This is a genomic window from Sphingomonas sp. 35-24ZXX (genome assembly GCF_000786215.1).
GTDB lineage: Bacteria > Pseudomonadota > Alphaproteobacteria > Sphingomonadales > Sphingomonadaceae > Blastomonas.
Genome location: NZ_JROG01000004.1, coordinates 975,216 through 998,091 on the forward strand (window position 1 = coordinate 975,216; position 22,876 = coordinate 998,091).

Below are 22,876 nucleotides of genomic sequence, written 5' to 3' on the forward strand. Positions count from 1 at the left end.
GCGGGCTTGCGGTGATCGCCTGGCACCGCAGCCGTCACCCCGCGCGCAAGGCGGTCAGGACATTGTCGATCAACAGCTGACGCCGCTCAGCCAGTTGCGCGCGCAAAGCGTCATTCGGGGTGTAACTGTCGATCCTGGCGGTATCGATGCCCGCTTCGGCAAGCACCGCCTCGAGCACGGCCTGCCGGTCGGTGAGCACCCACAGCTCGCGCGTCAGCGCCAGGATCGCCTCTCCGAGGTCATCAATCCTGTCATCGGTCAAAATGCGTCGTTCGGCCGTGGTGTCGCGCCCACCGGTCATGCCGGCTTCCTTCCGTAGATGATGTAAGGATCGCGCCCGGGATGCGGCTGATAGCCGCGCACGTCGACGAATCCGGCCGCGCGGGCCAGGGGTTCGAGGTCGAGCTTGGCAGTGGCGCGCCAGAAGGGTTCGCCGCCCCATTTTGCGGTCCAGTCGAACCGCCATGCGGTCAACCTGTCGAGGCTGCCGGTGCGGGCAACGTCGGCCATCACCATGTCGCCGCCCGGCGCGAGCACCCGATAGGCTTCCGCGAAAATGGCGGCGATGGCCTTGGGAGGCATCTCGTGGTGAATGGCGTAGGCCGTGACAAGATCGAAGCTGCCATCGGCAAACATCGGCATGTCCTCGCCGATCCCGACATGCAGATCCCAGGCATGGCCGCCCTCGTTGCCCACCCGCTGTGCCTGTTCGAGCATCCGCAGCGACGGGTCGACCCCACTGATTGTGGCGTTGGGAAACACCTCTGCAATGGCAGAGGTATGGTGCCCCGATGAGGTCCCGATCTCCAGGATGCGCGCATAGTCGTCGCGTGGCAGGTCGCGCAGGATGAGCCGACGGTTGCCGTAGATATCGCCGGGGAATATCTGCGAGACATATTTCTTGTGGACCAGCTCTCCATGTATGAAGCCGTTGTAATCACTTGCATCCCAGCCGCCGCGCGTGCGGTGGAACCAGATTTCCGACCAGTATTTCGGCGGATCGAAAGCATGCACGGTGAGCCGCGTGGCACCCTCGCGCAGCCGTTCGAGCAACGGTGTCAGATCGGGGCGAATTTCCTCGAACGCTTGCTCTGCGGCGCGTCCGTGCTGCTTGGCGCACCATTCGCCCAGCAGGGCCCGTGCCTGGAAGACCGGCGAGCCGGCTAAGGCGGTGTCGATCACCCGGTGGCGTTCGTCCATGTCGTCGGGCAGGGTGGCTCTGTCGATACCCGCCGCTGCAAGGTCGAGCTCGATCTGCTGCTGCAGACGGGAGGCGGTCTGTCGCGCAGACACCTCGAAATCCATCAGGGACCTGCCCCTTTGCTTCAGTTCGAATTGCATGGATGAACGTCCTTTCCAGCGGGAAGATGCTCCCAAATGCTATTGCGACAAATCATCGCGGTGAATTTTCTCGCACTGCGATCAGGGCAGTGCATTGGCATTCTGTGCAGCGCGACGCTGTGACAGTTTTGTGATCGACCAAGGGCGATGGTCAAGGGAGCAGTATCGGCAAACGCCGATGCGACGAGATAGGGCGGACAGATTCATGAAGACATTCCTGTTTACAACTGCACTGGCCAGTGGCGTTATTCTGGCCGGGCCGGCGTTTGCGCAGACCGCGGTCGCGCAGCCAGCAGACAATGCTCAGGACGATGCAACGGCGAGCGCGCCGAACGGCAATGAAATCATCGTGACGGCCCGCAAGCGCTCTGAGTCGCTGCAGGAAATTCCCGCTGCCGTCAGCGCCGTCACGCAGGAAACGCTCACCCGTGCCGGTGCGAGCGATCTGGCAGACGTCGCGCGTCTCACCCCTGGCCTCACGTTCAATGCAGGCAATGGCGGTGGTCTTGCCGCACCGACGCTGCGCGGCGTCACCAATATCACGATCACGACCTTCGACAACAATGTCGGCGTGTTCCTGGATGGCGTCTATTTGTCCGCCAAGTCGAACCTCGATATCGATCTGTTCAACCTGGCGCGGGTCGAGGTGATCAAGGGGCCGCAAAGCGCGCTGTATGGCAACAACGCCTTTGCCGGCGCCGTGAACTATGTGCTCGATACTCCGACGACCTATCTCAGCGGACGTGCGCGTGCGACGGTGGGCACCGATGGTCTGCGCGAGATTTCGGGCAAGATCGCGCTGCCGATCACGGATTGGCTCAGCATGATGGCGGTGGGCACCTATTCGCATTTCGGCGGCACGATCGCGAATGTGAACGGCCCGACGCTGGGTGGATGGGATCACAAATGGTCGGGGTCGGGCATGCTCGACTTCCATCCCGAAGGCGCGTTTAGCGCGTCGCTGTTCTATTATCACTATGAAGACCGGCTCGATGGCGGCGCTAACTTCATCTTCACCAACAATTGCGGTGGCACGATCGCACCCATCATCGCCAACAACCGGGGCGGCAGCAACCGGCGCTTTGCTTGCGGGACGCTCCAGTCTCCGGGGGCGGTGAATGTCGATGCGGCTTCGTTCTCCGAGCGCCAGTCGGACATCGCGATCGGCAAGATGGCGCTCGAGCTCGGCAATGTCACGCTGCGCGGAACCGGCTCCTACGCCAAATACGATACGTTCGTGCTGCAGGACCAGGTGCTCAACAGCCAAGGGGGCAATGTTGCCACCGCCGCGCGGCGTTTCACACGTCCGTTCGTCGGCCCGGTTCGCGAGTGGTCGGGCGAACTGCGGCTCGAATCCTATGGCAACAGCGTGTTCGACTGGGCCTTCGGCGGCTATTATTATGACCGCGATGCCAGCCAGATCACCGTGGTGGGCCTCGGTCCGACGCAGACTGCCCGTTCGCTCGATCTCGACAATAACGAGAACACAGTGATGAAATCGGTGTTCGCGCTGGCGACCGTGAAGCTCACGCCCGATCTCGAGATCGAGGGCCAGGGCCGCTATACCTGGGAAGACAAGGATTCGATCCTGGTCAACAACCTGACGGGGCTGGTACGCGCGCCGGAAGCCAGCTTTTCCTATGGCACGTACAGGGTCACCGCGAACTGGAAATGGGCGACCGACAAGTTGCTCTATGGCGTCCTGGCCAGCGGCACAAAATCGGGTGGCTTCAACAACACTTCGGTCCTGACAGAGCAGTCGTTCGGACCCGAAAAGAACACCACCTTCGAGATCGGCAGCAAGAATTCGTTCCTGGACGGCCGGGTGTCGATCAACGCCAGCGCCTATTACATCGACTGGACCGAATTGCAGCTCTCGGTGCCGTCGTCGGTCGCAGGGCAGACCAATCCTGTGACCAATATTGGCTCGGCATCGGTCAAGGGCTTCGAAGTGTCGATGGCGCTCAAGCCGTCCTCGGTCTGGGATCTCGATTTCGGTTATAGCTACACCGATCCCAAATGGGATGAGGGCACTGTCGATTTCAGTTCGTCGCGCATCTGCCCGACCGCAGCGGACTGCAACTTGGTCGCGCTGAATGGCGGAATCGATATTGGCGGGTTCCAGATTCCGCGGACCTCGCGTCATCAGCTGGCGGGCTCCACCACCTACACGATCCCGCTGCAGGACGATTCCTCGATCTATCTGCGCGCCGATGTTTCGTATCGGTCGGAACAACCGACCAACGCCATCGCGTTGCAGGAGGTGCCCGCCCAGACGCTGGTCAACGCACGGATTGGATGGCTTAGCGAGAAGTTCGAAGTCTCGGTCTTTGCGCGCAACCTGTTCGACAAGAAGTACATCCTCTCATCGATCAACGAGCCTGAATTCTTTCCCTCAACGACGTTCACGACAGGCTTTGTTGGCAACGGACGGATCATTGGTATCAGCCTCGAGGGGCGTTACTGATTGCACTAAGGCCTGATGCCGTCGCATGTCGTGGCGGAACCTCCATTCTTGACAAGGTCATAGAGCTCATGGACAGCACGGCGATCGCAGCAGCCAGCAAGACGACCGCATTCGATCCCCATAGCCCGGGTTTCGGGTTGTGCATCTCCTACGGCCTGGGCACCATCGCGATCGCGGTGCTGCTCCACACGGTCACGACGTTCTTCCCGGCACTGATGACCACGGTGCTGGGGCAGTCGCCGGCGCTCGCCGGGCTTTTGCTGACGCTGTCCAAGCTCTACGATATCGTGGTCGACCTGTTCGTTGGCAACCGCATCGATCGGACCGAGGCGCGGATGAAGACCCGACGCCGGACGATGCTCGCAGGCTCGGTGCTGGGCGCAGTCAGCTTTTTCCTGCTGTTCAGCCCGCCGGATATCGATGGTCCCTGGCTGATCATCATCCTTTCGGCGACGTTGCTGCTGTATTCGACCGGCTATTCGCTGTTTGCGGTGCCTTATGTCGCGATGGGGCCGGATATCGCGCGCAGCTATGATGGACGTACGCGGCTGATGGCCTTTCGCACTTTTTTCAGTGCGATCGGGCAGATGGGCGCGCTGGCCGGAGCGGCGTGGCTGGTCGAGATGGGCGATGGCGGGCTCGAGGGCTATCGCCTGATGGGGGCGGTGCTTGCCGTCGTGATCTTCGCCACCCAGCTTTCGGCATGGGCTGGGACCCGTGTCGTTCCCGAGCCTGTTCCGCATCCGCCATCGGAACGCATCGGATTTGCTGCGACGGCGCGTCAGCTGCTGCGCAATCGCCCCGCCGTCATGCTGCTCAGCGCAAAGCTGCTGCAGTATATTTCGCTGGCGGTGAACATCAGCTCGGGGCTGCTGTTCAAGCTCAATGTGCTGCAGATCGGCTATGACGGTCAGGCGCAGCTCTCCATCGCACAGAATATCGCGATGGGCGTGTGCACGCCATTGTGGCTGATGGCGGGCAAGCGCTTCGGTAAGAAGAACTGCTATCTGGCATCCATTGCGCTGTATGGCATCGTCATGCTCAGCTGGCTGCTTGAGGACAGCAGTATCACCACATTCGGACTGCTTTCGCGTGGCGTGCTGCAGGGTATCGGCGCGGGAGGAATGATCCTGATGAGCCTGGCCATGCTTCCCGACGTGATGCAGCACGACATGAAGGTCAACGGCGTGCGCCGCGACGGCGTGTATTCCAGCGTCTATGCGGTGTTCGAAAAGACCGGCTTCGCGCTCGGCGCGGCGTTGATCGGCAGCTATCTCTCGCTCGCCGGCTATCAGGCGACCACCGGCGGTGCATTGGTCCAGCAAAGCCAATCTGCCATCGATGCGCTGTATTTCGGCAATGCCATTGCGCCTGCGCTGCTGCTGGCTGCGAGCTTTTTGATCATGCTGTTCTACCCGCTCGGCAAGGCCAATATCGACGGGCAGGGGGCACCTGCGTGAGGCCAGCTGCCGTGGCCCTGCTCCTGTCGCTATGGGCATTGGCCTGCGCAGCGATGGAGCCAGGACCGGGGCCTGTTGCGCCTGATTATGCCGATCCTGCAAACTGGTCCGCGCGCGAAAGTGGGTCGGCAAAACCGGTCGATGTGTTCTACATCCATCCGACGACATTCCGGTCAGAGGACTGGAACCAGCAGATGGACAACCAGACCGCGCGGGCATGGACCGATCTGAGCGTCCGTGACCGGCAGCTCGACGCCTTCGCCGCCTGTTGCGCGCGCTTCATGCCCCATTATCGTCAGGCATCGAGCCGGGCCTTTGTCGAGCGAGCCGGTGAAGGCGCCAAGGCCTATGCCTTTGCCTATGCCGATGTTCGGCGAGCCTTTCTGCATTATCTGGCGCACGACAACAAAGGCCGCCCGTTCATTCTGGCGGGCCACAGCCAAGGCGCGCTGCATGGTCTCAAGTTGCTCAGATCCGAGATTGCCGGCACGCCAACCGAGCGATTGCTGGTCGCGGCTTATCTGCCAGGATTGGGCATCCCTGCTGGAAGCCTGCCACCCGGCATCCCGTCGTGTGCGCATCCTGACAGTACGGGCTGCGTGGCGAGCTGGAACAGCTTTGCCGATGGCAGCGACGTCGCCGCCTATGTCGCGCGATCGGTTGCGGACAATGGCACCCCCGGGGGCGACACGCGCTTGATCTGTAGTAATCCGCTGACCTTCGACACCGATATCCCTGCAGCGCCAGCCGATGCTGCTCGCGGTGCGCGACCCGGATCGCCGCAGCCAGGCCCCGTGCCGGCGCTGGAATCCGGCAAGGTTGCCGCCGCCTGCCGCGATGGTGTGCTGATGGTCAGCCCCGACCCGTCGCTCAAGGTCGACCGGCTGCCAGGCGGCGTCCTGCACATGGCAGACATCGCCATGTTCTGGGCCGACATATCCAGCAACGCTTCGCTGCGGGTTGCGGCGTGGATGAGGAGCCGCAAATGACCTTCAACCCCGGTATCGCTCGGCGCACTTTTATCGGCGGATCCTTGCTGATCGCGGCCCAAGCAGGCGACGTACGCTCAAGCGAAGTGCTCGCCATGGCGGCACCGTCTGCGGTGGAGCCACCCTGGACCGGCGGTGGGACCGTGGCCCGCGCCGGCGGCGTCATCTCCTATCGCACGATCGGGGCGGCAAGCGCCGAACCGGTGGTGCTGCTGCACAAGGTGGGCGGGTGGCTGGCCGACTGGCGCGACGTCGCACCCCTGCTCGCTGCACGCTATCGTGTGATCGCGATTGACCTGCCGGGCCATGGCGAATCGGTGATGCTTGGCGCGCCTCCGCACGTGCAGACGGTTTCGGAATCCGCCGCGGTGGTGCTTGCCGTGCTGTCCGAATTGCAGATCGAACGGTTTGCCGTAGCGGGCAACTCGCTCGGCGGGGTGATCGCGGTGCAGATGGCGGCGCGCTGGCCAGAGCGCGTGCGGGCCCTGATGCTGGCGAGCGTCAGCCTTTATGAAGGCCAGACCCGGGCGGAGCTCGACAAGGTCGAGCAGGACCGTGATCCGGCGGTGTGGACCGAGGACTGGCGGCCATTGCCCCGGACGATGGAGCAGGTTGCCCGGTTCGGGACGGTGAACCCCGCGATAGAGACCGAACAGAATGCCAGCCGCGCCCGGGCAGACCGTTGGGTTCGCCCATCCGAGCGTGGCGTGGCGCTCACCGATACCGCGGCCCTGCTCGGATTGACTCGGCTTCCAGTTCAGCTGATCTACGCCGACCGAGGCTATTACACCAAGTATATCAAGATCGGGCGCGCAGCTCGCCCCGATGCGACGATCGTCCAGCTGGCCGATGCTGGATCGTTCGTTCATCAGGAAAAGCCGGCGGAGACGGCAGCGGCAATGCTGGCGTTTCTGGAAGGCCTTTCATGAGCCAGCGAACGCCCTTTCCGCTGCGGCCGGTCGAAGGTCTGAGCGCAGGCGAGGACATGCTGCTAGGCATGGTCACGGCGTTGGCAGCGCAGCTTGCCGCCACCCGTGAGCGTCTGGACACGCTGGAACGGGTGCTGGCCCGGCATGGGCTGCCCGGAACCGAAGAGATCGAGGCTTTCGTGCCCGATGCCGATGCCGAGCGTTCGCGCGACGCGCTGCGCCAGAGGATGATCGCGCGTGTTTTCAACCCGTTGCTGCAGTCGGTGGAAAGCGGGTTTGCAGGCAAGGAGTCACCCGAGCAATGAGCATCCAGGGGCATGCCATGCTGGCGCAGGCCAGTCATGATGAACAGGCCGAACAGCTGTTCGTGCGCGATCTCAAGGGGTTCGTTTCGGGGGACTGTGAGCGGCTGATCGCTCGCGCTGCCGAAGCGCGCGACTCCTCGCCGGGCACAAACGATGCGGCGGCAGAGGCACTGGCGCATTTGGGCGAGATTCCCGGGTTTCGCCACTGGCTGGCGGCGCGACGGCACACGCAGACCCTGCTCTGGGATGTGGTCGCGGCGTGTGTCGACCGGCAGCTTCCCCATCTGGACGAGATGGCGGAACGGCTGCGCGGCACAGGCAGCGTCCATGTCGATCCACAATACCGCACCCCCCGCCACCTCGCCGAAAGCGACGTTCATCTGATGCCCGGCGGTTATGACGAGGACGACGGCAGCGTACGTCAGGGTGCGCTGATGGATCGTGGCGGCGCGGTGTATATGCTCGGGCGCAATGGCGGCTTTCTGAACGATCGCCGCGGGCATACCGCGGCCGCGCATCTGCTGCACCGGTTTCCGGACTTCGCGCCGAGCAACCTGCTGGAACTGGGATGCGGGATCGGTTCCAGTCTCGTTCCGATGGCGGGCTATTTCCCGCGCGCTCAGGCGCATGGCGTCGACGTCGGCCGCGGCGTGCTGGATTATGCCCGCGCCCGCGCTGCGGGCCTTGGCGTCGCGCTGGACCTGCGATGCGACGATGCTACCGCGACCAGCTATCCGGACGAGAGCTTCGATCTGCTCTTCTCGTGCGTCGTGATCCACGAACTGGCGCCGGGCAGTATCCCCGCCCTGCTCGCCGAATGCTACCGGCTGCTGCGCCCAGGCGGGGTCGTGCTGCATCTCGAGGTACCGCAGCGCTACGACGAACTCGGGCTGTGGACCAAGATTCGCGCCGAGATCGAGGCACACTACAACAACGAGCCCAATTGGGTCGCCGCCACGAGCGCGGATTATGCCCCGTTGCTGCACGCTGCCGGCTTTCGCGATGTTGTCACCGGCTATCAGGATGCCACCGACCATGCCGAACCCGGCAACAACGGCTTTGGTGCACAATCCAAGGGCGTTTTCCGGTCATGGTCGGTGATGTCGGCACTCAAGTGAAATCCGCGGCCCTGTCGCTACTGACGACGGCGTTGCTGATGTCGGCGCTGGTGCTTCCGTCAGGGGGCACCGCCCAGTCGTTGCCTGATGATCGCGGAGCGTCCCCCTTTTATCGCTGGCAGGCCGCAATTCCCGCAGCGGGCCGATTGCTGCGCTCCGAACCACTTTTGCGTCGCGAGCTTCCGGCGATTGCCGGATCGGGCTTGCGGGTCTTGTACAGCTCGATCAGCGATTTCGGCAGCGAACGCGCCATTGTTGCGTCGGGGGCGGTCTATTTCCCCGAGGGGAAGCCTCCCTCCGATGGCTGGCGGGTGATGCTGTGGGCGCATGGCACCAAGGGCGTGGCCGATCGCTGCGCGCCGTCCTTTGCCGGGCTTGATGCCGCGGAGTCCGAATTTGTCGGTCGCTGGCTCGCGCGCGGCTATGCGGTGATCGCGCCCGATTACGAAGGCTTAGGGACGCCTGGTCCGCACCCCTATATGGGGCTTGGGTCTGCTGCACGATCGATGCTCGATGCTGCCCGTGCTTTTGCGTCGGACCCGCGTCTGTCACGCGACCTGGTCGTTGCCGGCCATTCGCAAGGTGCGCATGCCGCATTCGGAGCGGGCCTGCTCCATCCGAGCTATGCGCCCGAAGTCCGGGTTCGCGCCGTGTTGGCGGCGGGCCTGCCGGGCGAGGCCGGGCTGGCGCACGCAGACCCCGCATCCGATCAATCGGGTTCGCCTTGGGCCGCTCCGCTCGATCCGGGTACGCCGCGCGATTCCGTGCGCAGCCTGCGAACCGGAGCGTTCGATCCCTGGATTGCGGTCTATCTCAATTATGTTTCCTCCTATGCATTGGCCTTTCCCGGATTCCAGGCGGACCAATGGCTCACCACCGAAGGCCTCAAGGCGACCGATGAGCTGTCGAGTTCGTGCGCCTCGCAGACATTGGCCGCGTTTATGGCTTCCCGGCGGCCGGTGTCGGATCTGATGAAACGGGACCTTTCGGTCCTCGAACGGGGGGCGGCGCGTTATCGGCGCTATCCCGCGCCGCATTTTTCGATGCCGGTGCTGGTGATCATCGCGCGCCACGATGCGCTGACCGCGCCCGAGTTGTCGTTCAACATGGCTAGGGCGGCGTGTCGCCGGGGGAGTGCGGTTACCGTGCGCTATGTCGACCGCGGCAGCCATGCCGATGCGCGCGCCGAGCTTGGGCGGGCAGGGCTGGATTTTGCCGATGCCGCGATGGCAGGCAGACCTGTGCAATCCGATTGTCCAGCGTTGGCCTGGCCCGGGCGCGGCTGAGAGGCTCAGCCGATGATGCGGATGGTGAAATCGCCTGCCTGCGCGCGCAGCGGTTCCAGCGCGCGATAGCGTGCCGATTCGATATAGGCGCGGGCCGCGTCCGCATTCGGAAAGGCAATGACGATGGCAGATTCGTGCGTAGCTCCCTGGCCCGCCAGCATGGCCAGTGTCTTGCCCCGCATGACGGTCTCGCCGCCGATCGCCGCATTCACCTCTGCCACCGCCTCGCGATAGCGGGCAAAGGCATCGCCATCACGGATCGCGGCAATGGTCAGGACAAAGGCTTTGCTCATGTTGGGATTCCTTGGGCGTCAGCATCGTGCGACCGGCTAACGGTCTAGGCGACGCTGACGTTGCAGGCGCGCGCGGACATCGGTTTGTTCGCACCGCGACTAACCTGGCCCGTGGTCACCGCACGCGCGTCAAGCGGTGGTACCGTGCCGTCTCTTCCGGAATCAGGAGTTGCGACGTGTTTGAAGAAGCCGAAACTTTCTACGATAGCGCCCCCGGGCCGCTGGCTTCATGGGTTGCGGGCCTGGGGCTTGAACAGACGATCGCCGGCCAGGATGCACATGCGGAACCGGCCCTGATCGTCCATCCTGCCGATGGCCTGTCGCAGCTTGCCTATCCCGATGCCACTTCCGGCCATGCGGCGGACGCCGTGGCCGCTGCTGCGCGCGCATTCGCGTCATGGTCGCAAACCAGCTGGGATCACCGCAGCGCGTTGCTGGAACGCTTTGCCGATGCGATATGGGGTGCGCGGCAGACGCTGACCTATCTCGTCGCCGCAGAGACGGGGCGTCCGCTGCGCCGTGCATACAGCGAAATCTTCTTCTCGGTCGATTATGTCCGCACGATCGCAGCGCAGCGCCTGGCAGAGATCGATTACAGCCGGACGGGGCTTCGCGCGCGGCTCGTCCATCGGCCCCTGGGCGTCGCCGTGGCGATCGCGCCCTGGAACGGCCCGGTCATCCTCGCGGTGGCAAAGCTCGCCAACGCTTTGCTCGCAGGCGATACGCTGGTGCTGCGCCCGGCACCCCAGACGCCCTTGTCGGCCCTGTATCTGGGCATGCTGGGGCGTGACATCTTTCCACCCGGCGTGCTCAATGTTGTTACTGGCGATGCTTCGGTGGGGGCCGCGCTGGTCGAGCATCCAGATGTGGCCAAGATCTCGTTCACCGGATCGACCGAGACGGGCCGGAAAATCGCTGCCGCCGCTGCGCCCGGGCTGAAGCGGTTGACGCTGGAACTGGGCGGCAACGATGCGGCCATCGTGCTCGCGGATGCCGACCCCGAGGCTGTGGCGAACACGGTCTATCGGATCTCGCTGGAGAATGCGGGCCAGTTCTGTGCGGCGATCAAGCGGTTGTATGTGCATGACAGCCTCTATGCCGAGATCCGCGACCGGATCAGCGCGATGGCACAAACGGCGGTTGCGGGCGCTGCGTTCCACCCGGCAAGCACGCTGGCACCCTTGCAGAGTGCAGCGCAGCGCGCGCGCGTTCAGGGCTTTGTCGACGATGCCATCGCTCGTGGTGCCACCGCACAGGGCCCAGCGTTGACGGGCGGGGGTGAAGGCTTTTTCCTGCCGCCGATGCTGATCGAGAATTGCCGCAGCGATTTCCCGATCGTTGCGGAGGAACAGTTCGGACCGGCGTTGCCGATCATGCCGTTCGATGATGAGGCCGAAGTTCTGAGTGCCGCCAATGCCAACCAATACGGCCTCGGCGGATCGGTCTGGAGCCGCGACGTCGACCGCGCGATCGCACTTGCCGAAAAGTTGCGGGCCGGCACCGCGTGGATCAACCAGCACGGAGCGTTTTCTGCCGCCTTGCCGATGCCGTTCGCCGGTCAGTCGGGGATCGGCATGGATTATGCGCATTTCGGGGTCGCCGAACATTCGCGCGCGATGCTGATCAACGCCAAGCTCTAGCCATTTTATCGCCAGGCGAAAACCGGCCGCCAACGCGCTCGCGCTGCCAAGGCTGGCGCAGCTAATCGTCGGCTATCAGAAAAGGAGAGTGTTGCAGATGATCGCGTCTCAACGCAACGGCCATGGCCCCAACAATCTGGGCTATCGCAAACTGTTCGGCGTGCTGGGCCCGTCGACCAACACCATCGTCCAGCCCGACTTCGACGACATGCGGCCTTATGGTGTTACCAACCATTACAGCCGGATCGTGGTGGATGACGCACAGGCCGTTTCCAACGAAAGCTTCATGGCGGGCACGATGGAAATCAGCCGCAACACCGCAGATGCGGTTCGCGGGGTGATGACGTGCCGTCCGGACTATCTGGTGATGGGCATGTCGGCGGTGACCTTCTATGGCGGCGCGGAAGGCGGACGGCGCTGGCGTGAGCAGATCGAATCCCTCTCTGGGGTCGGTGTGTCGACGGGCGCGGAGGCCGTGGTGGCGGCGCTCGCGGCCTATGGCAAGCCCCGCCGCGTTGCGGTGGTGTCGCCCTATTGGCCCGCCGCCAATATCGAGGTGGTCCGCTATCTCGCCGATCACGGCTACGAGACCGTGCGCGACATTCCGCTGCAGTGCGCCAGCTGGACCGCGATCGCGCAGGTGACCGAGCAGCGGCTGCGCGCGGCATTTCACGCGCTCGATGGCGATGATGTCGATGCCATCATTCAGGTGGGTACAAACCTGTCAGCAGTGCGCTTTGCCGCAGCGGCAGAGCTTTGGCTCGGCAAGCCGGTGATCGCGATCAACACCGCGACCTATTGGCATGCCCTGCGCGCCAATCGCATCGACGACCGGATGCCCGGCTTCGGCCGCCTGCTTTCAGACTTTTGACAAATTTCCCGCCGGGCAGCCGGCGCATGGATATCATTTTGGGGCATATCAATGGTTGAGACTACACGCAGAACGCAGGTCGTGGTGGCGGGTGCCGGTCCTGTAGGGGCCGTCGCGGCGACGTGGCTGGCCAAGCAGGGGATCGACGTGATCCTGGCCGAAGCGGGCGCGGATGCGGCGCAGGATTTGCGCGCATCCACCTTTCACCCGCCGACGCTCGAGATGTTGAGCGAACTGGGCATCACCGACCGCCTTGTCGAGATCGGCCTCAAGGCACCGGTCTATCACTGGCGCGACCGTGCCAGTGGCGAAACGATTGCCTTCGACCTGACCGAACTGTCCGACATCACGCAATTTCCCTATCGGCTGCAGTGCGAGCAATATCATCTCGCCCGCATGCTGTCCGACGGGCTGGCCAATATGCGCACCGGCGAGGTGCTGTTCGATCACCGCCTTGCCTATTTCGAACAGGACGACACCGGTGTCGATGTGTTCCTTGAAAGTCCGATGGGAATCGAGAAGGTGCGCGCCGACTATCTGATCGGTGCCGACGGGGCGAGTTCGATCGCGCGCAAGTGGCTGAATATCGAGTTCGATGGTTTCACCTATCCCGAACGATTCCTCACGCTGAGCACCGATTATCCGATAGAACAGGCGATGCAGGGCGTGGCCTATGTCAATTATGTCTCGGATCCCGATGAATGGCTGGTGCTGCTGCGCGTTCCCAAGCTGTGGCGCGTGCTGGTGCCGGCGCAGGAGAGCGATCCACAGACATTGCTGTCCGATGCCACCAAGAACGCGGTGTTCGACCGGATCATGGGCGATGGCGCACAGGTCAGGACCGAGCACCGGACGATCTACCGGGTGCACCAGCGCGTCGCCAAGAAATTCCGCGATGGGCGGGTGATGCTGGTCGGCGATGCGGCGCATCTCAACAACCCCTTGGGCGGCTTCGGGATGAACAGCGGTATCCACGATGCGGTCAACCTGTGCCAGAAACTGACCGTTGTGCTCGGCGGCCAGGACGCTGCTGCCGACGAACAGCTTGCGCGTTACGATCGCCAGCGCCGCACGGTCACCTATGACTTCACCCAGAGCCAGACGATCGAGAACATGGAACTGATGCGGGGTGGCCAGAGCGAGGCGCATGAGCGCCGCCGCGACGCGCTGCGCAAGGTGGCGGCCGATCCTGCTCTGCGCCGGGCCTATCTGCTGCGCCAGGCGATGTATGAGAGCCTGGATCAGGCCGCCGCGATCGAATGAAGGGTCAGGCGGGACGATCCCTGCCAAGATAGCGGGACAGAATGTCGCGTGGCGGGTGCTCGGCTTGCCGCGCGGCGATCTTGTCCGGTGTCAGCCAGACCAGTGTTTCGCCGTTGCGCGGCGGGCGCATCATTTCGGTCGCGATCCAGTCGGCAATCGTTTCGGGATGATCGCCGATCACGTTGACCACGGCATCGCGTGCCGCGCGTCGATCGGCTGGAACCCCAGCGTGTTCGCGGAAGAAACCTTCGGTCATCACCAGGCCCGGGCTGATTGCGCCAATGCTGTAGTCCTTGCCTTCCGCCTCGCTGGCAAGCGCGGCGGTGAGAAAGGTGAGTGCAGCCTTGCTGGTGGCATAGCCGTTCATCCCGTGCACCGGCTTGCCGTCCCAACCGGCTCCCAGCATGTTCCAGATTGCGCCTGATCCCTGGCGCTGCATCCCCTTCGCCGCGACACGGCAGGCGTTCATCGTCCCCACTAGGTTGATGTCGATCATCGTCGAGAAGGCGTCAGGCGGCAGGTCGACCAGATCCGCCCCGGTGAGCGCGAGCCCGGCATTGTTGATCCACAGGTCGATCCGCCCCATCAGCGCGATGCCCGCGTGCCACAACTTTTCGACCGCGTCGGGATTGCGGATGTCACAGTGCATGGCGCGGATGGACGCGGATCGCGCGTCGTCCTCGCGCAGCGGGTGCGGCTTCGCTGGTCCGTCGGGCGTTCCGCCCAGAACCTGAATGTTCGATGCGGCCAGTGCGTGGGTGATCGCAGCGCCGAGGCCACGGCCTGCGCCCGTCACAACGGCGGTTTGGGGAAGGTGGTGAGCCATCAACATCCTGTCGAGCTTGAAGGGGGGATCAGCGATAGGTCCAGCCGCGGAAGGTCTGTCCGGCGCGCCGCAAGGGCAGGGCGCCGTCGAGCCCGGCATCGCGGATCATGGCGGCGATCGCGGCCTCGCCTTCGCGGACGACCTCCATCTCGTTCCAGCGAGTCGACCGCCCATCGGCGATCAGATGGTCGCCCGCGACAAAGACATGGCGCACCTGACTGGCGCGACCGGCCCAGACCAGCGCCCCGATCCGGCGGTCTGCAGCGTGCGCGAACTCAGGCATGCCGCAATCGACGACGATGATGTCCGCAGCCTTGCCGGGCTCGATCGATCCCGACACGTCGTCGATGCACAGCGCCGCAGCGCTTCCCAGTGTCGCCATCTCGAGGACGCGCTCAGCCGTCGCCCAATGTTCGCGCGGTGGCCTCTGGCCGCCTTGGGCGACGTGCGCCTTGACTGCCATGTTCTGCGCCAGGATCGCCATGCGCATTACCTCGAACGGGTCCTGGCAATCGGTGACCAGCGGCGCGTCCGTGCCAAGACCGGGAATACTGTTGCGGGCGAAATGGTCGTGCAGCGGCAGGCCGGATCCGTCGAAGAAACGGAGCATCGGCACCAGCGCCAGCCGCGCATCGGCCTCAGCCAGCAGGTCTAACTCGTGTGGGTAAAGGTGCACGCCCTTGCCGGCATAGATCGGTTCGTCGAGCAAGCCGAATTGCGCGTAATAAGCGACCTGGCCGCCATCGAAACCGCGCGCGGCCAGGCCTGCTCCCCTGCTGTTGTCGGTCATGTCGACCCCGAAACCCGCGCCGATCGCTCGTGCACCCCGGCAGATCTGCCGCATGTCTTCGGGGTCCTCGACAAAGCTGTAATTGACGAACGAGGCCGCGACCCGGATGCGCGCACTTTCGTAAGCCATCAGCCGCTCCAACTCCGCGAGGCCCCGATCGACGGTTTCGTGACCGGCCTGCGGCACCTTGTCGGAGTTGACGATGCAACGGCACAGAAAGCCGCGCATGCCGCTGTCGGCTATGGCCTGCCAGCTGCCATCGACGCTGTCCGCGCGGACATTGGTGAAATGCTCGTCATGGGTGGCGGTATAGCCCGATTTGAGCATGTCCAGCGCGTGCAGCCGGACGATGGCATAGCTGCGCTCGGCATCCATGACCGCGCCCAGGGCAAACAGTTCGGTGATCAGGCTGCGCACTGCGGCCGGGATATCCAGCACCGGCCAGCGCTGGTCGTTATAGCCGCGAAAGATGTTCTGGATGAGATGGTTGTGGCCGTTTGCCATCCCCGGCATCACGATGGCGCCGCAAGCGTCGATCGTGGTTTGGCCGGCATGCGCCAGGGCGTGCATCGGTCCGGTGGCCGTGATACGGCCCTGGTCGATCGCGACATAGCCTTGGGTGAAGACTGTCCGTTCCGCATCCATCGTCACGACATAGGCGTTCAACACCAGCGTATCGACAAGGGCGGGCGGGGTCATGCCTCAGCTTCCCCCAGCTTGTCCGGGGAAAGATCGTAGAAGAACAGGGCGACGACGCTGACCAGCAGCAGACCCAACGGGATGAACGAGGCCAGCCAGTAGATCGCGGCGATTGCCGATGCGGGCTGTTCGATCGCCGCACCGCCTGCACCCTGGATATAGCCCGACCAGCCCAGGAGCAGTCCGGTGAGTGCCGCGCCGAGCGCAAAGGCGACTTTCTCGACGATGGTATAGACCGCTGACAGCATGCCTTCGCGTCGCAAGCCGGTGCAGCGATAATCCCATTCCATTGTATCGGGCAGCAGCGATTGGCCCAGCAGCAGCACCGCTCCGCCGAACGCGCCGAGCGCTGCGGCCCGCAGATAGACCAGCGCCACCGGCTCGCTTTCGGTGACGAAGAACCAGCTCATGTAGATCAGGCCATAGATCAGCGTGGCGGCGATGAAGCTGTCGCGCTTGCCGCGCGAACGCGCGATGCGGACCCAGAAGGGCTGTACCGCGATCATGACCCCGTAGAACACGAGGAAATACAGACCGAGTGCATTGTCATCGAGCCTGAGCACGCGGCGGAACAGGAACGGCATCGACGCCTGGGTGACCGCCAGAGCCAGCAATTGCAGCAGCTTGACGATGATCAGGATCACGAACGGCCGGTTGGTCGCCATCGACCGGAGCTTCGCGCCCCAGCCCGGTTGCGGCGTGTCATCGGCATCGTGAAAGGCCGCATCGCGCGTTCCGTAAAAGCTGTAGAGCGTGGCGGCGAGCACGACTGCGGCGAGGAAGATGGACAGCGCAGTGTGCCCGGCTTGCCCGCCGCCTGCGGCCTCCATCAGCACCGGGCCGACAAAGACGGCCAGCATCGAGGCCACCGCGACCGCTGCGACACGGAACGAGATCAGCCGCGAGCGCTCGTGGTACGAAGACGTCATCTCGGCTGGCATCGCCATATAGGGCACTGAGAACGTCGCATAGCCGGTCGCGTACAGCAGCAACGCTGCGGTGAAGAAGACCACCGTCAGCACCGGATTGTCGAACACCGGCAGGTTGAACAGCATCAGCGCCGCCAGCGCGAGCAGCAGTCCACCAGCCAGCAGGAACGGTCGACGCCTGCCATGCCTGGACCGCAGCCTGTCGCTCGCGCCGCCAATGACCGGGTCGATGACAGCATCATAGACCTTTGAACCGGCGATGAGGGTCCCCGCCAATGCGGCACTGATGCCGCCGTAATCGACCACATAGCGCAGCAGCAAGACGTTCACGGAATTGAACAGCGCCGCAACGGCGATGGTGCCTACACCCCAGGCAAGGCATGTGCGAAGCGGCAGCTTCGCCGTTGCGGCGGACGATGCGGTGGTCATCCCGCTCGTCAAGCGTCTGCATCTAGATGCGCGGGGACGGCCAGCCCGGCACGCTGCAGGATGTCTGCCACGCTGCGGCGAACGCCCGCGATCGGGGCGCCGGTCACGAGACTGGCAAACCGGTCGCGTTCTGCGGTGATCGCGGCGGCCAGTTCTGCAGGCGGCGTGAAATTGTCGATATCCTCACTCGTGATCGACCCTTTGGTCGCGAGCAGATATTCGGTGACGATCTGGCGATCGCGCATGATCCAGACCTCTGATGTCAGCGCCATCACCATGCGGGCGACGTCCGTCACGCTTTGCGGACCCAGATAGTCGTGTCCGGTGCTGCTCATCGTACTGCCTCCGTCAGGGGTTTGCGGGCGCGGGTGATCCAGGGGTACTGGCCCTGACCCAGGCCGTAGGACTCGATCGCCTCGAAGCCGGTTTCGGCGAGCATGTCGTCGATGCTGTCATGCAGCACGGCCGAGAAGAATGGTTCTTCACGGTGATCGGTGTCCCAGTCGAGAATGACCGCATGGAACAGGTCGACCGCGCGGAAGGGGGGTGGATCGGAGATGACGATATCCGCACCCGGCTTCATGATGCGGAACATCTCGGCGAGCAGCTTGCGGTTGGCCTTGGGCGGGAGCTCGTGATGCAGAGCGTAGGTGATCACGCCGTCAAAGCTGTCATCGGGCTCGCGGGTGTCATGCGCGGCGTCGGCCTGGCGCAGGTGCACGGCAAAGCCCTGACGCGATGCCATCTTTCGCCCGTTCTTCAGCAGCAGCACCGAAAGGTCCGAGCCATGCAGTTCGGCATCGGGGAACACGGTGTGCAATGCCTTGAGCGTCGAAACCCCGCCGCATCCCGGTTCGTAGATCTTGCCGTAATGGCTCTTGGGAAACTGTGCGACGGTCTTGAGCCGCTGCTGGGTGATGTCGTCACCCACGCCGACGGCGGCATAGCCGCCGTGGCGAAAGACCATCGGCCCCACGCCAAAGGCGAACAATGCGCCATAAAGATCGTAGCCGTCCCAGCCACCAGGCTCGAGATGCCATTCGATCCGGTCGTAATATTTGGGGATATCGATGCGATCGGGCAGGTCGAGCGACCCCAGAGCATCGGCCTGACCCTGCTTAGCATCGAAGGCCTCGAACTGCGCGCGGCGCTCCTCGATGGCGGGAATGCCGCGGTTGAAATTCTCCTCGGCGACATAGCGCTGCAGGAAGCGTTCGAGCCGGTACACATTGTCGCGTTCGCACAAGGTCTTGGCGCGCTGGATTCGCTCTCGGGTGGTGAGATCGGGGGAGCTGGACGCGTGATCCTGGGCAAGCGCGTGACCTTCCGCATCGTTGGCAAACCGCTCCGCCGCGATCGGGCGGAGTGTTCCGGACGAGAATTTCTGGATCGATCCCAGCAGCTCCAGCCCCGAACGCCCTCGCTGCGAAAGCGAGAAGGTGGGGATCGAGCCTGCAGCCAGGCTGCTGTCGTCAAGACGGGTAAGGAAGGTCACGTTGGCTTACTCCAATTTGTCGGTCGGCTCAGAACCGGGCAGTCAGATCGATGCCGAAGGTCCGGCGCTGGCCTGGATAGATGCGCGTGTAGCTGACGCCGGACGTCGGGCCGGCGTCGGCGGTCGAAGCGACCACCGTGGCACGCGCGATATATTCGTCCTGCAGCAGGTTCTTCGCCCAGATCGCGGCTTCGAACGTGCCGAACTTGAGACCGGCACGGGCGTTGAGCAGCGAGATTTCGCCCTGGTCCTGCAGGTTGAGGCTGGTCGAATATTTGCCGGCCTGCCAGCTGTAGTCCGCGCGGATATAGCCATCGACGCCATCGGCGATGTCGGGGATGGTCCAGCTACCGGCGAGCGCGAACTGCGTGTCGGTGGTGCGAGCGATCTGGTTGCCATCCACCGATGCGGTGCAATTGCTGGTCAGGACCGTGCTGCCGGCGATTTCGCCGCAGATGTAGGCGACCTCTCCATCCAGAACGCCGCCCTTGTACTTCGGATCGAGCAAGGCGCCGCTGGCCGACAGCTGCAGGTTCGGCGTGAAGTTGTAGACGAGTTGCGCTTCGATGCCCTTGACCTCGGCATCGCCATTGTTGTCCACCACCGAAAGCGTGCCACCGGGGATTTGCGTTTGCGCCTGGATGTTTTGCCAGTCGACATAGAACACATTGGCATTGGCGATCAGCGCCCCATCGAACAGGGTCGACTTGACACCGAACTCGTAGGTCCAGTTGGTTTCCTCGCTGAAGGCGAAGAACCCGGTGTTGGCCGCATTGGCATTGAAGCCGCCGGTCTTCACGCCCCGCGCAGCGGTGGCATAGACCAGCAGGTTTGGATCGGCCTTCCAGTTCAAGGACACGCGCGGCGTGGCGTATTTGAACGATTGCTTGCCCAGCACGCCTAGCGAGCTGCCCGTGCCATCGAATGTCTGGTCATCGATCGTGTAGCGAATCTCGCCCTGCGCGCTGAGCGTGGGAGAGAGCTCGTATCCGATCATGCCATAAATGGCGTGGCCCTTGGTCCTCAGGATGCCGCCGCGGCTCGAAAAGACCGGAGGGCGGGTTCCGGTGGTGCCGAGCCGCTGGAAGTTCAGCGCCAGAACGTCGGACACCAGCGAACTGTAATAGTTGAACCCGGCCATCCAGGTGAACGGACCGTCCTGCTTGGACGAAAAGCGCAGGTCGTAGTTCCAGTCGGTGCTGTCGTCGGTCTGCGCATTGGTGAACAGCTGTCGCGACAACCCGCCGAACAGCGGCGTGTTGATGGCAGCGGGGTCGCCGGTCGTGTCGATCAGCAGATCGAACTGCGCTTCGGAATAGCTGACCAGCGCGGTCACATCGACGATATCGCCTTCGAAGCTCACCCGTCCGTAATACAGGTTGCTGTCGCCCGTCAGGCCATAGCCGGTTTCATCGTCGAGACTGTAGTTTGTCGGATAGTCGAGCTTGCCGCACAGAAACGTGCTGAGCGCGCGCCCGCCGCCGATGGTGGTGCTGCCGCAATTGTTGAGCGCTGTCGGGACCGAAAAAAGCGCCGGCTGGTCGTTCTTGGTTTCGGAATGCACGCCAAACAGGTCAAGCGTGAGCCGGTCGGTGATATTCGCGGTGAGCTTGGCACCCGCGCTCCAGCGGTCATCCCAGCCGTCGAGCAGCTTGCCCGACCGATCGTTGCGGATCGTGCCGTCGAATTTCGAATATCCGCCGAATATGCGCACCGCGATGGCGTCGCCCAGCGGCAGGTTGATCGCGCCCCGGCCTTCATAGCGGCCGTAGTTGCCCAGGCTGAGCTGAAGGTTGCCACCAAATTCCCCGGCCTGCGCGGGCGCGGTGACATAGTTGATCACGCCAGCGAAGGTGTTGCGGCCATACAGCGCGCTTTGCGGACCCTTGACCACCTCGATCCGCTGCAGGTCATACTGGTCGAAAGCCAGAGCCGAGCGGTTGTTGAGATAGACCCCGTCGATGAACACGCCGACATTGCCTTGCGGTCCGGTCTGGTCGATCTGCGCTATCCCGCGCAGTACCGGGGCGGCATAGGCGCCATTGACGTCCTGGAACGCAAGGCCCGGAGTGAACGCCGCCAGGTCGGCAAGCGATTCGATCCCCTTGGCTTCAAGTTCCTCGCCCGACAGCGCCGTGATGGCCAGCGGAACGTCCTGCAGCCGCTCCTCGCGTCGGCGCGACGTGACCACGATCACCTTCGACATATCGAGCGGGTCCGAAGCGGCGGCCGGAGCCGTTGCAGCCGACCCAGTGTCCTGCGCCGTGGCCGGCGTGGCCAAGGCACCCAGCGCGGCGCCGGAAAAAAGCGCCATCGCGCTCGCGGATTTCAAAATGCGGTAACTGTCGGTCACGGGCGACCCCCTCATGGTTGTGGTTAGGCAAAGTCCAGCCATCCTCCCGAATGGAAATCGTTATTTATCTGGAACATATGCGATCAGATCGAGCAGGGCGTTGGCACCCGGCACGACCAGTGGGCCGCCGACCTTCATGGTGGTCGATGCGGGCTTCACGCCGGGGAACCACGAAGACCATTCTTCGATGGAATCGGCGAAATGGGTTCCCTCGTCATGGAAGCAGGCGCGGCGAACGATATTCTCGACCGTCGTTCCGCCCGCTTCACAGATGGCTGCGACGTTCGTCAGCATGAAGCGCATCTGATTCTTGCCGGGCAGGCCGTACCAGGGAAAATTCTCGCGGCGCAGCATGCCCTCGGCCAACACGCCGCGTGAGTCGCACGCCATCTGCTGGCTCAGGAACAGGAAGTTGCCCACCCGGACCGCCTGCGGTTCGTGGCTGAACGGCTCGGGCGCATCCGACGTCTCGATCCGCTCGATGGTCACAGTGGCATCGTCGGCCAGCAGCGTCAGGGCAATCTCGACACGGCTGCCGCGCGTGCCCAGCGCCATATAGGGTATCACGCAGCGGGCGGGTGGATTGTCAGGGAACCAGCGTCGCCAGGCGCGGTCCATTCCGGCATAATCCGAAGGGTCGCCGATATAGACATCGGCCTTGACGACGTTGCGCAGCGACCCGCCGGCAGCCTCGGCATGGCGCTCGAGCTTGGAAAGCGTGTAATCGGTCTGGGCTTCGATGTCGGAACCGTACCAGACATGGGGATTGGTCCGCGCCTCGCGGGCGAGCGCGCTTGGCGTGCCCATCGACAGATGTTCGCCATAGTCTCCCTGCCAATCGGTGGGTACTTCGCCCGCCAGGAAGATCCAGTCGCCTCGGCGCAGGGCCGGCGAGTAGCCGGCAAGCGGCGCAGGCACGCCATCACCTGCAGGGCAACCCTGCACCGCGCTGCCATCGACGATCGCGATCACGTCGATCTCGATCAGCGCATCCTTGACCGGAAGCGCACGAATGCCAACCGCGGTGGATGCCGGGCGAGGTTCGGTGATGTACGCGTTCCGCACATCGAGATAGGGCGATATGCTCAAACCTTCGGGAAAGCATGTCCCATCGGCGAATTCGGCCAATGTCGGCCGATCCCAGGGCAGCCATTGCCAGATCCGGGCGACATCGGTGGCAAGGTCTGCTCCCGCAGCGGCGAGGGTGCGCTTGAGGGTCTCCATCACGAAGCGCGATTGCAGCGCCTGTGCGTCGTGCAGATTGGCATTGGCAGGAATGGCTTGCGGAGCGATACCGGTGACAAAGTCGCTGGCAAGTTGACCGGAGACGAACACCCAATCCGCAGCTTTCACGGCGGGGGAATAGGGCATCAATGGCTGGGGTATGTCGGGC

Annotated in this window: 20 protein-coding genes; 10 read left to right on the forward strand and 10 right to left on the reverse strand. The window is 63.7% G+C overall.

Annotation, left to right across the window (positions count from 1 at the left end; all coding sequences use genetic code 11):
• Positions 1 to 34 precede the first annotated feature (34 nt).
• Together LI72_RS12725 and LI72_RS12730 are read right to left on the reverse strand one after the other, a co-directional pair.
• On the reverse strand, positions 35 to 301 hold the full coding sequence (locus LI72_RS12725) for a hypothetical protein (protein WP_033926138.1): 267 nt from the start codon (positions 299 to 301) through the stop codon (positions 35 to 37).
• Entirely contained in the window at positions 298 to 1,305 is a 1,008-nt protein-coding gene (locus LI72_RS12730) for a class I SAM-dependent methyltransferase (RefSeq protein ID WP_033926139.1), read from the reverse strand. Before LI72_RS12730 ends, LI72_RS12725 begins: the two co-directional genes overlap by 4 nt.
• Positions 1,306 to 1,546: 241 nt before the next feature.
• On the opposite strand from LI72_RS12730, the gene LI72_RS12735 reads away from it, so the two are divergent.
• The 7 genes from LI72_RS12735 to LI72_RS19090 all read left to right on the forward strand — a co-directional run bounded on the left by LI72_RS12735 (position 1,547) and on the right by LI72_RS19090 (position 9,895).
• A complete protein-coding gene (locus LI72_RS12735) occupies positions 1,547 to 3,808 on the forward strand; it encodes a TonB-dependent receptor (RefSeq protein ID WP_033926140.1) in 2,262 nt (753 codons plus the stop codon).
• A 68-nt stretch (positions 3,809 to 3,876) separates the two neighbouring features.
• On the forward strand, positions 3,877 to 5,268 hold the full coding sequence (locus LI72_RS12740; RefSeq protein WP_052129783.1) for an MFS transporter: 1,392 nt from the start codon (positions 3,877 to 3,879) through the stop codon (positions 5,266 to 5,268).
• Complete coding sequence (locus tag LI72_RS12745; protein ID WP_156139589.1) at positions 5,265 to 6,257, forward strand: DUF3089 domain-containing protein; 993 nt, start codon at positions 5,265 to 5,267, stop codon at positions 6,255 to 6,257. The genes LI72_RS12740 and LI72_RS12745 overlap by 4 nt, the downstream gene beginning before the upstream one ends.
• A complete protein-coding gene (locus LI72_RS19085) occupies positions 6,254 to 7,186 on the forward strand; it encodes an alpha/beta fold hydrolase (protein WP_052129785.1) in 933 nt (310 codons plus the stop codon). The genes LI72_RS12745 and LI72_RS19085 overlap by 4 nt, the downstream gene beginning before the upstream one ends.
• Positions 7,183 to 7,491 (forward strand): hypothetical protein, encoded by a 309-nt coding sequence (locus tag LI72_RS12755; protein ID WP_052129786.1) that lies wholly within the window; start codon positions 7,183 to 7,185, stop codon positions 7,489 to 7,491. Before LI72_RS19085 ends, LI72_RS12755 begins: the two co-directional genes overlap by 4 nt.
• Entirely contained in the window at positions 7,488 to 8,609 is a 1,122-nt protein-coding gene (locus LI72_RS12760) for a class I SAM-dependent methyltransferase (RefSeq protein WP_033926141.1), read from the forward strand. Before LI72_RS12755 ends, LI72_RS12760 begins: the two co-directional genes overlap by 4 nt.
• Before the next feature lie 167 nt (positions 8,610 to 8,776).
• Complete coding sequence (locus LI72_RS19090) at positions 8,777 to 9,895, forward strand: lipase family protein (protein WP_231562465.1); 1,119 nt, start codon at positions 8,777 to 8,779, stop codon at positions 9,893 to 9,895.
• Between the two features lie 5 nt (positions 9,896 to 9,900).
• On the opposite strand, the gene LI72_RS12770 is transcribed toward LI72_RS19090, so the two are convergent.
• Positions 9,901 to 10,188 carry a DUF1330 domain-containing protein gene (locus LI72_RS12770; RefSeq protein ID WP_052129788.1) on the reverse strand — a complete coding sequence of 96 codons (288 nt, stop codon included), beginning with the start codon at positions 10,186 to 10,188 and terminating at the stop codon, positions 9,901 to 9,903.
• A gap of 176 nt (positions 10,189 to 10,364) precedes the next feature.
• Between LI72_RS12770 and LI72_RS12775 the strand changes: the two genes are divergently transcribed.
• From LI72_RS12775 to LI72_RS12785, 3 genes are all read left to right on the forward strand, one after another.
• Entirely contained in the window at positions 10,365 to 11,828 is a 1,464-nt protein-coding gene (locus tag LI72_RS12775) for an aldehyde dehydrogenase family protein (RefSeq protein WP_052129789.1), read from the forward strand.
• 97 nt (positions 11,829 to 11,925) lie between these two features.
• The gene (locus LI72_RS12780) at positions 11,926 to 12,699 is read left to right on the forward strand and encodes a maleate cis-trans isomerase family protein (RefSeq protein WP_033926142.1); all 774 of its coding nucleotides are present in this window, start codon (positions 11,926 to 11,928) and stop codon (positions 12,697 to 12,699) included.
• Positions 12,700 to 12,750: 51 nt separating this feature from the next.
• Entirely contained in the window at positions 12,751 to 13,962 is a 1,212-nt protein-coding gene (locus LI72_RS12785; protein ID WP_033926143.1) for an FAD-dependent oxidoreductase, read from the forward strand.
• Positions 13,963 to 13,966: 4 nt separating this feature from the next.
• On the opposite strand, the gene LI72_RS12790 is transcribed toward LI72_RS12785, so the two are convergent.
• The 7 genes from LI72_RS12790 to LI72_RS12820 form a co-directional block, all read right to left on the reverse strand.
• Entirely contained in the window at positions 13,967 to 14,788 is an 822-nt protein-coding gene (locus LI72_RS12790) for an SDR family oxidoreductase (protein WP_197051898.1), read from the reverse strand.
• Positions 14,789 to 14,816: 28 nt separating this feature from the next.
• The gene (locus LI72_RS12795; RefSeq protein ID WP_033926145.1) at positions 14,817 to 16,277 is read right to left on the reverse strand and encodes an amidohydrolase family protein; all 1,461 of its coding nucleotides are present in this window, start codon (positions 16,275 to 16,277) and stop codon (positions 14,817 to 14,819) included.
• Positions 16,274 to 17,635, reverse strand: a complete 1,362-nt coding sequence (locus tag LI72_RS12800; protein WP_033926146.1) for an MFS transporter — start codon at positions 17,633 to 17,635, stop codon at positions 16,274 to 16,276. Before LI72_RS12800 ends, LI72_RS12795 begins: the two co-directional genes overlap by 4 nt.
• Before the next feature lie 8 nt (positions 17,636 to 17,643).
• The gene (locus LI72_RS12805) at positions 17,644 to 17,970 is read right to left on the reverse strand and encodes a hypothetical protein (protein WP_033926147.1); all 327 of its coding nucleotides are present in this window, start codon (positions 17,968 to 17,970) and stop codon (positions 17,644 to 17,646) included.
• Entirely contained in the window at positions 17,967 to 19,130 is a 1,164-nt protein-coding gene (locus LI72_RS12810; RefSeq protein WP_033926148.1) for a class I SAM-dependent methyltransferase, read from the reverse strand. Before LI72_RS12810 ends, LI72_RS12805 begins: the two co-directional genes overlap by 4 nt.
• Positions 19,131 to 19,158: 28 nt before the next feature.
• Positions 19,159 to 21,444: a TonB-dependent receptor gene (locus LI72_RS12815; protein ID WP_033926149.1), complete on the reverse strand. Its 2,286-nt coding sequence runs from the start codon at positions 21,442 to 21,444 to the stop codon at positions 19,159 to 19,161.
• Positions 21,445 to 21,543: 99 nt separating this feature from the next.
• Positions 21,544 to 22,854, reverse strand: coding sequence for a RidA family protein (locus tag LI72_RS12820; protein WP_269429438.1), 1,311 nt, complete (start codon positions 22,852 to 22,854; stop codon positions 21,544 to 21,546).
• Between the last annotated feature and the right edge of the window lie 22 nt (positions 22,855 to 22,876).